The sequence below is a fragment of the Streptomyces sp. NPDC051567 genome (assembly GCF_044454165.1).
GTDB lineage: Bacteria > Actinomycetota > Actinomycetes > Streptomycetales > Streptomycetaceae > Streptomyces.
Window position 1 is genome coordinate 392283 of record NZ_JBITDK010000003.1, and the last position, 10776, is coordinate 403058.

Annotated in this window: 8 protein-coding genes and 1 rRNA gene; 5 read left to right on the top strand and 4 right to left on the bottom strand. The window is 74.1% G+C overall.

Features of this window, described 5'->3' with window-relative positions:
• Positions 1 to 36: 36 nt before the first annotated feature.
• From ACIA5F_RS05960 to mtrA, 3 genes are read right to left on the bottom strand one after another with little or no spacing between them, the layout of a single operon-like run.
• Positions 37 to 1953 carry an LpqB family beta-propeller domain-containing protein gene (locus ACIA5F_RS05960; RefSeq protein WP_399349548.1) on the bottom strand — a complete coding sequence of 639 codons (1917 nt, stop codon included), beginning with the start codon at positions 1951 to 1953 and terminating at the stop codon, positions 37 to 39.
• The gene (gene mtrB / locus ACIA5F_RS05965; RefSeq protein WP_399349550.1) at positions 1943 to 3883 is read right to left on the bottom strand and encodes an MtrAB system histidine kinase MtrB; all 1941 of its coding nucleotides are present in this window, start codon (positions 3881 to 3883) and stop codon (positions 1943 to 1945) included. The genes ACIA5F_RS05960 and mtrB overlap by 11 nt, the downstream gene beginning before the upstream one ends.
• Before the next feature lies 1 nt (position 3884).
• Positions 3885 to 4574 (bottom strand): two-component system response regulator MtrA, encoded by a 690-nt coding sequence (gene mtrA / locus ACIA5F_RS05970; protein WP_399349552.1) that lies wholly within the window; start codon positions 4572 to 4574, stop codon positions 3885 to 3887.
• A 234-nt stretch (positions 4575 to 4808) separates the two neighbouring features.
• Here mtrA and ACIA5F_RS05975 point away from each other — a divergent pair, with 234 nt between their 5' ends.
• Genes ACIA5F_RS05975 through ACIA5F_RS05995 form a run of 5 tightly spaced genes read left to right on the top strand, consistent with a single transcriptional unit; the run spans position 4809 to position 10371 of the window.
• Positions 4809 to 6098 carry a glycerophosphoryl diester phosphodiesterase membrane domain-containing protein gene (locus ACIA5F_RS05975; protein ID WP_399349554.1) on the top strand — a complete coding sequence of 430 codons (1290 nt, stop codon included), beginning with the start codon at positions 4809 to 4811 and terminating at the stop codon, positions 6096 to 6098.
• 7 nt (positions 6099 to 6105) lie between these two features.
• On the top strand, positions 6106 to 6765 hold the full coding sequence (locus tag ACIA5F_RS05980; protein ID WP_399349556.1) for a DUF4129 domain-containing protein: 660 nt from the start codon (positions 6106 to 6108) through the stop codon (positions 6763 to 6765).
• Positions 6762 to 8084 carry a DUF4350 domain-containing protein gene (locus ACIA5F_RS05985; RefSeq protein WP_399349558.1) on the top strand — a complete coding sequence of 441 codons (1323 nt, stop codon included), beginning with the start codon at positions 6762 to 6764 and terminating at the stop codon, positions 8082 to 8084. The genes ACIA5F_RS05980 and ACIA5F_RS05985 overlap by 4 nt, the downstream gene beginning before the upstream one ends.
• Complete coding sequence (locus ACIA5F_RS05990; protein WP_399349560.1) at positions 8081 to 9061, top strand: AAA family ATPase; 981 nt, start codon at positions 8081 to 8083, stop codon at positions 9059 to 9061. Before ACIA5F_RS05985 ends, ACIA5F_RS05990 begins: the two co-directional genes overlap by 4 nt.
• Positions 9061 to 10371 carry a DUF58 domain-containing protein gene (locus ACIA5F_RS05995; RefSeq protein ID WP_399349562.1) on the top strand — a complete coding sequence of 437 codons (1311 nt, stop codon included), beginning with the start codon at positions 9061 to 9063 and terminating at the stop codon, positions 10369 to 10371. Before ACIA5F_RS05990 ends, ACIA5F_RS05995 begins: the two co-directional genes overlap by 1 nt.
• 152 nt (positions 10372 to 10523) lie before the next feature.
• On the opposite strand, the gene rrf is transcribed toward ACIA5F_RS05995, so the two are convergent.
• Positions 10524 to 10640, bottom strand: a 5S ribosomal RNA gene (gene rrf / locus ACIA5F_RS06000).
• Positions 10641 to 10776: the final 136 nt, after the last annotated feature.

Here is a 10776-nt window from a genome sequence, read left to right on the forward strand (position 1 = left end):
GGGGGCCCAGCGCGCCCGGCCCCCAGGGCGGCGGGCTCAGCCCGGGTAGACCGGGGCCCGGCCGCCCGGCGCCACCGTGCGCCACTGCGCCCCCGGCGGCAGCCACACGATCCCGTCGCCCTCCGAGTGCGCGATCACCGGCTTCTTCTCGTCCTCGGACACCGCGACCGCGCTCAGTTCGGTCGCCCCGGGCAGGCTCGCCGCGACCATCGAGCCGTCCGCCAGCATGTAGCGGGCCTGCACGACCTCGCCGCTCTCCCGGCCCACCACCAGCAGCCGGCCCCGCGGCGCCCAGCTCATCGCCGTCACGTCCGTCATCCGCGGAGCCGCCGCCCGCAGCTCGCGCACCGACACCGTCGTGGCGCCCGCCTTGTTCTCCGGCCGGTCCACCCGCCCGATGTACAGGTTCCTGCGGCCTTCGCCCCGCTTGACCAGCAGCGCGATCCGCACCCCGTCGGGCGAGACCTTCAGCGCGGTGATCCGCCCGCCCCCGAGCCCGGTGACGTCCACCCGCCCGGGCGTCCCGGTACCGGCGGGCACCCGCCACAGCACCGGGTTCTGCGGGTCCTGGTCCGCGATCCACAGGTCGCCCGCCGCGTCCCAGCTCGGCGCGGTCAGCCCGTTGGACTCGCTCCCCTTGACGGTCAGCACCGGCTGCGGCATCGCCCCGGCCGCCGCCAGCGGCACCAGGTGGAGCCCGCGCCGGTCCTCGGAGACCACGGCGGCGCGCCGCTCGTCGTACGACACGGCCGCCTCGCCGACCTTGAACCCCGGGCCGGTGCTCAGCGGCCCCGGCACCGGTTCGGGCCGGTACTGCTGGTCCTCGCTGCCGACGTCGAGCTTCATCCGGACGAGCCGGTGGTCCTTGTCCACGTAGTACTGGTGCTCGGGGCTGCGCACCCGGTTGGCGGTCACGGCCGCCGACGCCTCGGTCACCGTGCACAGCGAGGAGGACTTGACGTCCTCGCGCAGCAGCTCGACCCGCTCCAGCCGGGCGCCCGTCAGGTCCCTGACGGTGTACAGGAGTTGGGTCGCCATCTTCTGGCACTGCGGCTGCGGGACGTTGCCGACCTTCTCGTCGAGCGGCACCCGCAGCGTGTTCTGACCGTCGTACGAGAGGGACTTGGTGCCCTTGCGCAGCTCCGTCCCGGCCGGGAAGCTGGAGGTGACGACCGGCCCGAGCCAGCTGGAGGGACCGGACAGCAGCGACTGCACGGCCTGCGTGGTCGGGTCCATCCGCGAGTCGGGGTCGCTGCGCTGACGCACGTACACCGGATCGGCGACGAGCGTGGTCCCCGCGAAGTAGTACTTGTTGACCGGCATGTAGATGCGCTGGAAGTCGGACTCGCTGAGCACGAGGTTGCTGGGCGGGGTCGAGATCCGCCAGTGCTTGTTGTCCACCTTGACCAGCTGGAGGTGCTCCTCGTAGCGCCCGCCGCCGGTCTCCGGCTGGTACGCGCTGCGCTCGTCCATCGTCGCGAGCTTCTTGCCGGTCACCTTGTAGCGGGGGCCCGCCGGGTCCTTCTCGGTCTGCAGCGGGGTCCGGTCGAGCCCGGCGGCGAGCACCGTGACGGCCGAACCGGGCTTCCAGTTCTTCGCGGCCTCCTCGGTGAGGTACTTGCGGGCCGTCGCGAGCTGCGGGTCGTCGCTGGTCATGGCCTCCAGGAAGCCGTCGACGATCTCGGCCGGGCTGGCCTTGTCGGAGGGCGGCACGCTGAAGACCCGCACCTGGGAGTCGACGCCCTGCGACGCCTGCACCTGGCGGATCTCGCCGCGGTCGGGCATGGAGGCGCAGCCCGCCAGCAGCAGCCCGGCCCCGCCGAGGGCGCCCGCCCGAGCGGCCCACGCGGCCCGCGCCCGGAAGATCCCCGCCCGGGAGGCCCACGCCGTCCGCGGCCGGGGCGCGCGCGGCCCCGTGCTCCTGGGCTCGGCACTCCTGGGCTCAGCGTCCATCGGCTCGGTCCTCCTGTGCGGCGTACTCGGCGGCCCTGGCCACGACCCGGGCCCCGCTGCCCGGCAGGGCCGTCGGGTCGGCCAGTACGGGCAGGGCTCCGGCGACCGCCGAGCGCGGCGGTATCGGGGAGCGCTCCGCCGCGTCCGCGGGCTGCCGGGGCGCCGGGGTGTCCGCCCTGACGGCGGCGGCCCTGGCCCGGTTGGCCCGGGAGTCCTCGGGCTCCAGCGGGATCGGGGAGCCGCGCAGCGGTTCGTCGGCGGTGCGCGGCAGCGTCAGGCGGAACTGCGAACCGCCGCCGGGCTCGCCCCACGCCTGGAGCCAGCCGCCGTGCAGCCGGGCGTCCTCGACGGCGATCGACAGGCCCAGGCCCGTCCCGCCGGTCGTGCGGGCCCGCGCGGGGTCGGCGCGCCAGAAGCGGTTGAAGACCCGGGTGGCCTCGCCGGGCTTGAGGCCGACCCCGTAGTCGCGGACGGCGACCGCGACGGCCCCGCCCGCCGAGGCGAGCCGCACCACCACGTCCCGTCCCTCGCCGTGCTCCACGGCGTTGACGAGGAGGTTGCGCAGCACCCGCTCCACGCGCCGGGAGTCGGCCTCGGCTATGACGGGCTGGGTGTCGCCGAGGACCCGGATACGGGTCCCCTTGTGCTCGGCGAGCGGCTCGGCCCCGTCGATGACCCGGCGCACGACGTCCCGCAGGTCGACGGGTTCCGCCTCCAGCGCGGCGGCGCCCGCGTCGAAACGGCTGATCTCCAGGAGGTCGGCGAGGAGGGACTCGAACCGGTCGAGCTGCCCGGCGAGGAGTTCGGCGGAGCGCGCGGTCACCGGGTCGAAGTCGGCCCGGGCGTCGTGGATGACGTCGGCCGCCATCCGCACGGTCGTCAGCGGGGTCCGCAGCTCGTGCGAGACGTCGGAGACGAACCGGCGCTGCAACCGGGACAGGTCCTCCATCTGCTGGATCTTGTGCTGGAGGCTCTGCGCCATCTTGTTGAACGCCTCGCCCAGGCGCGCGATGTCGTCCTCACCGGTGACCTTCATCCGCTCCTGGAGCCGCCCGGCGGAGAGCCGCTCGGCGACCCCGGCGGCCATCCGCACGGGCGTGACGATCTGGCGGACGACGAGCCAGGCGATGGCGCTGAGCAGGGCCACGACGAACAGCCCGGCGGTGGCGATGGTGCTCTTCACCAGGTTGAGGGACTCCTCCTCCTGGCTCAGCGGGAAGAGGTAGTACAGGTCGTACGGGTCCCCGTTGATGTCGGTGAGCCGCTTGCCCACGACCAGGGCGGGCTCGGGCGCCTTCTGTCCGGGCCCGGCGGCGTAGCGGATCTCCGAGAAGGTCTTGTAGGTGCCGGTGGTCTGGTTGACGGACCGGCGCAGCGCCGGCGGGACGCTCGCGGTCGGGTCCACGTTGCCGGAGGCGCGGGCGCCCCGGACCCCCGGCGCCCCGGAACCGGCCCGCTCCTCCCCGGTGCCCGCACCGAGCGCGGCCACCTCGAAGGCGGTCTGCCCACCACTGGCCAACTGCTTGACCAGCGAGTTCATCCAGGTGCTGGCGTCCCGGCCGACCTTGTTGTCGGTGAGGTCGGCCCCGTCCACGGTGGCGGGGGCGTTCGCCTTCTCCTGTGCGACCGCGAACCCTCCCGCGGCCTGGCTCTGCGCGGCCTTCTCCTTGGCTTCGAGGAGACCCCTGTTGACCTGCGCGATGACGACGAAGCCGAGCGCGAGCACCACGGCCAGCGACATCAGCAGGGTCGCGGCGACCACCCGGAGCTGGATGTTGCGCCGCCACAGCCGGACGGCCGGAAGCACCGGCCGGCGCACGAGGCGTACGCACAGCCGCAGCACGGCGCCGCCGGGAGCCCCGTCCTGGAGCAGCCGGCCGCCCCGCAGCGCCCCCCAGCGGGAACCGCCCCCGGGTCCGCCCGGCCGCACCTCAGCTGGGTCCGGCCTTGTAGCCGACACCGCGGACCGTCACGACGATCTCGGGGCGCTCGGGGTCCCGCTCCACCTTGGAGCGCAGTCGCTGCACGTGCACGTTGACCAGCCGGGTGTCCGCCGCGTGCCGGTAGCCCCAGACCTGCTCCAGCAGCACCTCACGGGTGAAGACCTGCCAGGGCTTGCGGGCGAGGGCGACCAGCAGGTCGAACTCCAGCGGGGTCAGGGCGATGGAGACGCCGTCCCGCTTGACCGAGTGCCCGGCCACGTCGATGACGAGGTCACCGATGGCCAGCTGCTCGGGCGCGGGCTCCTCCGACCGGCGCAGGCGGGCCCGGATACGGGCCACCAGCTCCTTCGGCTTGAACGGCTTGACCATGTAGTCGTCGGCACCGGACTCCAGACCGACGACCACGTCCACCGTGTCGCTCTTCGCCGTCAGCATGACGATCGGCACGCCGGACTCGGCCCGGATCAGCCTGCACACCTCTATGCCGTCCCGTCCGGGCAGCATGAGGTCCAGCAGCACCAGATCGGGCTTGGCCTCCCGGAAGGCAGCAAGTGCCTTGTCACCGTCAGCTACGAACGACGGCTCAAAACCTTCTCCACGCAGCACAATGCCGAGCATCTCGGCCAGCGCGGTGTCGTCGTCGACGACAAGGACTCGTCCCTTCATGGTTGACATCATCCCATTAGCTAATCGTTACCTGGCGGTGAGCTGTCCCACAGCCAGAAGGGCTGGAAATCGCCCCTCGGACCTGTGTGGAGATCAGGTCGACCAGTCTGCCCCGGAACCGGGTGACAATTGAAGGTACGGGCTGCCCGGAATCCGGGGGGACGGCCGGTCCGTTCCGTGACCCCACGTGGCACGATGGCAGCGACCGGCGCACCCGCCGCCGCAGGTGCACGTGAAGGAGCGACGATGAACGACTCTCCGGGCTGGGCTACGCCCGGACCCTCCCCGTCCGACGACCGGCGACCGGGAGCACCCGCCGGCACACCGGACCCCGACGCCGCACAGCCCCCGGCCCGGGCCCCGGGCACGGGCGACCGGAAGTGGGCGGCCTCACAGCCGCCGCCCGGCCAGTGGTCCAACCCGGGCACGGAAGGAACCCCGGCCCCCGGCCAGACGCCGCAGCCCCCGGCCGCGGTACCGCAGCAGGGCACCGGCTGGGGAGGCCAGGGCGGCCGGTACGGCTACCCCGGCGGCCCCGCACCCTGGGGCCCGCCCCCGGCGGCCAAGCCCGGCGTGATCCCGCTGCGCCCGCTCGGCCTCGGCGAGATCCTCGACGGCGCGGTCGCCACCATGCGGACCCACTGGCGCTCGGTCCTGCCGATCTCCCTGGTCGTCGCCGCCCTCGTCCAGCTCGTCACCCTGCTCCTGCAGAAGTTCGTGTTCGCCGAGATCGTCACCACCCCGACGGACGAGATCGACGCCGAGGCCATGCTCGAAGCCCTCGGCGGCACCATGCTGCTGAGCGTCGTGAGCACCTTCATCCAGCTCGTCGGGACCATCCTGGCCACCGCCATGCTCACGGTGATCTTCAGCAAGGCCGTCCTCGGCCACCGCTCCTCGATCAGCGGCGCCTGGCGCGAGGCCCGTCCCCGGCTGCTCCGGCTCTGCGGGCTGACCCTGCTGCTGGGCCTCGGCGCGGGCCTGCTCGCCCTCCTGCTGATGCTGCCCGGCCTCCTCTCGGGCAACCCCGCGCTGATCGTCCTCGGCGGCCTGGTCTCCCTCCCGCTGATCTGCTGGCTCTGGGTCCGCTTCAGCCTGGCCTCGCCCGTGCTGATGCTGGAGAAGTCGAGCATCTTCACCGCGCTCGGCCGCTCCTCGAAGCTCGTCCAGGGCTCCTGGTGGCGCATCTTCGGCATCACCGTCCTCACCGGCGTCATCACCGCCTTCGTCTCGTCGGTGATCGTCCTGCCGCTGACCTTCCTCGGCCAGAACCTCTTCGGCGACGGCCTCAGCGGCTTCGCCGAGGGCAGCTCCGGCTCCCGGAGCTGGGGCGCGCTCATCGTCACGGCGATCGGCCTGGTCATCGCCCTGACCATCACCCTGCCGATGCAGGGCGGCGTCACCGTCCTCCTCTACGTCGACCAGCGCATCCGCCGCGAGGCCCTCGACCTGGAACTGGCCCGCGCCGCGGGCCTCGGCGGCTACGGCACGGCCACCGCCGCACCGCCCTCCGCCGGACCGGTGACCGGGGGCTGATGCACCGATGATGAGTACGGGGGGCCTCATCACCCGCGCCACGACACCACCGGTGACGACACCCCGCGACCCCGCCCGCGAGGCGGCCGAGCGGGAACTGTCCGAACCGCTGTACCACGCGAACGACCCGAGCCTGCTCCAGCGCGCCCTGGACCGGTTCTGGGAAGCGGTCGGCGCACTCTTCGAGCGTGCCTCCGGGGCGACCCCCGGCGGCACGCTCGGCCTGCTCGCGGTCCTCGCCGTGACCGTCCTGGCCGCCGCCGCCCTCTGGTGGCGCCTGGGCACCCCCCGCCGGGCCGCCACCGGCGCGGACGTCCTCTTCGGCGACCGCACCCGCACCGCCGCCGACCACCGCGCCACCGCCGACGCCCACGCCGCGGCGGGCCGCTGGACCGAAGCCGTCCAGGAACGCATGCGCGCCGTCGTCCGCTCCCTGGAGGAACGCACCCTGCTCGACCCCCGCCCCGGCCGCACCGCCGACGAGGCCGCGGCCGAGGCGGCGCGCTCCCTCCCGGACCACGCGACGGCCCTGCGCGCCGCCGCCCGTGCCTTCGACGACGTCACCTACGGCGGCCGGACCGCCGACGCGGACACCTACGCCCGCCTGCGCGCCCTCGACCTCACCCTGGACCGCGCCAAGCCGCTCCTGACAGGACCCACGGCATGACCGGCCCCACCCCCCGCACCCCGGCGCACCCCCCGGTACGGCCCCCGGCCCCGCCCGGCTCCACACCGGCCGCCCCCACCGGCGCCGAGGCCCCCGCCCCCGCCACGGCCGGACCGGCCACCTCCACCGCCCCCGGCGCCGCGGCCCGCTGGCGCCGCGCCCGCGGCCTCCTCCTCGCCCTCGTCGTGCTCCTCGCCACCGGGGTCACCCTGGCCGCCCTCGGCCAGGGCACCCACCACGGCCGCCTCGACCCCCGCTCCGCCGACCCCACCGGCAGCAGGGCCGTCGCCGAACTCCTCAAGGAGCGGGGCGTCACCACCCGCGTCGTCACCACCGCCCGCGAGGCCGCCGAGGCCACCGGCCCCGGCACCACCCTGCTGATCACCTCCCCCGACCGGCTCGGCGACACCCAGCTCAGCCTCCTCAGGTCCGCCATGGACCTCTCCGGAGGCCGCACCGTCCTGCTCGCCCCCAGCGCCACCGGCCTCCCGGGCCTGGCCCCCGGCGTGCACACCAAGGGCACCGCCTCCCACCACACCCTCGCCCCCGGCTGCGCCCTGCCCGCCGCCACCTCCGCGGGCCGCGCCGGCACCGGCGGCGACCACCGCTACACCACCGACCTCCCCGGGGCCACCTCCTGCTACCCCAGCAACGGCCACCCCACCCTCCTCGTCCTCCCCACCGGAACCGGCACCGGCGGAGCGACCGGCGACACCGTCCTCCTCGGCTCCGAGACGATCCTCCTCAACGAGACCCTCGCCGAGGAGGGCAACGCCTCCCTCGCCCTCCAGCTCCTCGGCTCCCGCCCCGGCCTCGTCTGGTACCTGCCGTCCCTCACGGACGCCGACTCCGACGGCGCCGGCCAGGAACAGGACCTCTTCGGCCTCATCCCGCCCGGCTGGTCCTGGGCCCTGCTCCAGCTCTTCCTCGCCGCCGCCCTCGCCGCCCTCTGGCGCGCCCGCCGGCTCGGGCCCCTCGTCACCGAGAAGCTGCCCGTCGCCGTCCGCGCCTCCGAGGCCACCGAGGGCCGCGCCCGCCTCTACCACCGGGCCGGGGCCCGCGACCACGCCGCCGCCGTCCTGCGCGCCGCCACCCGCGAACGCCTGGCCGCACTGGTCGGCGTACCGCCCTCCCAGGCCCACCAGCCCCCGGCCCTGCTCCCCGCCGTCTCCGCCCGCCTCGCCCACCCCGCGACGGCGGCCCCGGCCCCACGGGACACGGCCACCCTCCTCTTCGGCCCCACCCCCGCCGACGACGCGGCACTCGTCGCGCTCGCCGACCACCTCGACGCCCTCGAAAGAGAGGTCCGTACGTCATGACGTCCCCGGCCATCGAGTCCGCCGGCGCGGACAGCGCCCGCGCTTCCCTCGAAGCGCTCCGCACCGAGATCGCCAAGGCCGTGGTCGGCCAGGACCCCGCCGTCACCGGTCTCGTCGTCGCCCTCCTGTGCCGCGGCCACGTCCTCCTCGAAGGCGTCCCCGGCGTCGCCAAGACCCTGCTCGTCCGGGCCCTGGCCGCCTCCCTCGACCTCGACACCAAGCGCGTCCAGTTCACCCCGGACCTGATGCCGAGCGATGTCACCGGCTCCCTCGTCTACGACGCCCGGACCTCCGAGTTCTCCTTCCAGGACGGCCCGGTCTTCACCAACCTCCTCCTCGCGGACGAGATCAACCGGACCCCGCCCAAGACCCAGTCCTCGCTCCTCGAAGCGATGGAGGAACGCCAGGTCACGGTGGACGGCCTCCCCCGCCGGCTCCCCGAGCCGTTCCTCGTCGCCGCCACCATGAACCCGGTGGAGTACGAGGGCACCTACCCCCTCCCCGAGGCCCAGCTCGACCGCTTCCTCCTCAAGCTGACGGTCCCGCTGCCCTCCCGCGAGGACGAGATCGGCGTCCTGACCCGCCACGCCGCCGGCTTCGACCCGCGCGACCTGCGCGCCGCGGGCATCCGCCCGGTGGCGGGCCGGGCCGAGCTCGAAGCCGCCCGCGAGGCCGTCGCGAAGGTCTCCGTCTCCCCCGAGATCGCCGGATACGTCGTCGACGTCTGCCGCGCCACCCGCGAATCGCCGTCCCTGAACCTCGGTGTCTCCCCGCGCGGCGCCACCGCCCTGCTGGCCACCGCCCGCGCCTGGGCCTGGCTCACCGGCCGCGACTACGTCACCCCCGACGACGTCAAGGCCCTCGCCCTCCCGACCCTGCGCCACCGCGTCCAGCTGCGCCCGGAAGCCGAGATGGAGGGAGTCACGGCCGACGCCGTCATCACCGCGATCCTCTCCCACGTCCCCGTCCCGCGCTGATGGCCCTCACCGGACGCACCGCCCTGCTGGCGGCCCTCGGCAGCCTCCCCGTCGGCATCCTCGAACCGAGCTGGACGGGAATCCTCGCGGTCAACGGCCCCCTGGCCCTGGCCTGCGCGGTCGACTGCGCCCTCGCGGCCCCGGTCCGCTCCCTCCAGCTGAGCCGCTCCGGCGACACCTCGGTGCGCCTGGGCGAACCGGCGGAGGTCCACCTGACCCTCACCAACCCGGGCAGCCGCCGCCTGCGCGCCCGGGTCCGCGACGCCTGGCCCCCGAGCAGCTGGCTCCCGGGCACCGAACAGGCCGCGTCCCGCCACACGGTCACCGTCCCGCCGGGCGAGCGGCGCCGTCTCACCACCCGCCTGCTCCCCACCCGCCGCGGGGACCGCCGGGCCGACCGCGTGACCATCCGCTCGTACGGCCCGCTGGGCCTCTTCGCCCGCCAGGGAACCCACCTCGTCCCCTGGACGGTCCGCGTCCTGCCCCCTTTCACCAGCCGCAAGCACCTGCCGTCCCGCCTCGCCCGCCTGCGCGAACTGGACGGCCGTACGAGCCTCCTGACCCGCGGTGAGGGCACCGAGTTCGACAGCCTGCGCGACTACGTCCCCGGCGACGACACCCGCTCCATCGACTGGCGCGCCACGGCCCGCCGCCCCAAGGTGGCCGTCCGCACCTGGCGTCCCGAGCGCGACCGCCACATCCTCATCTGCCTGGACACGGGCCGCACCTCGGCGGGCCGCGTCGGTGACGCCCCCCGCCTGGACTCCGCGATGGACGCGGCCCTCCTCCTCGCCGCCCTGGCCACCCGCGCCGGTGACCGCGTGGACCTCCTGGCCCACGACCGCCGCCCCCGCGCCCAGGTCCAGGGCCGCCCGGCCGCCGACGTCCTGCCGTCGTTCGTGAACGCGATGGCCGGCCTCGAACCGGAACTGGTCGAGACGGACTCCCGCACCCTGGTCTCCACCATCCTGCGCAGCGCCCCGCGCCGTTCCCTGGTGGTCCTCCTGACCAGCCTGGACGCCGCCCCCGTGGAGGAGGGCCTGCTCCCGCTGCTGCCGCGTCTCACCCGGCGCCACACGGTCCTCCTGGCCTCCGTGGCCGACCCGCGCATCGCGGAGATGACGGCGTCCCGCTCCAGCGTGAGCGCGGTCTACGAGGCCGCCGCCGGCGCCCAGTCCCAGTCCCAGCGCCGCCGCACGGCCGAGCAGCTCTCCCGCCACGGCGTCCACGTGGTCGACGCCACCCCGGACGCCCTGGCCCCCGCCCTCGCCGACGCCTACCTGGCCCTCAAGTCCGCCGGCCGCCTGTAGGAACACCCTGAAACGAATACCCCCTGAAACGCAGATGAGGGGCCGGGGATGTCCCCGGCCCCTCATCTGTTCTTCTGTTCCTCGGCACCTGAAAAGGTGGTGAACGCAGAAAAGCCCCGCACCATAAGGTGCGGGGCTTTCCCGGAATAATTGTTCGGCGGCGTCCTACTCTCCCACAGGGTCCCCCCTGCAGTACCATCGGCTCTGAAAGGCTTAGCTTCCGGGTTCGGAATGTAACCGGGCGTTTCCCTAACGATATGACCACCGAAACACTATGAAGTTAACCAACCGGACAACGGCACGGTCGTTACTTCAGAACTAACACAGTGGACGCGAGCAACTGAGGACAAGCCCTCGGCCTATTAGTACCAGTCAGCTCCACCCGTTACCGGGCTTCCACATCTG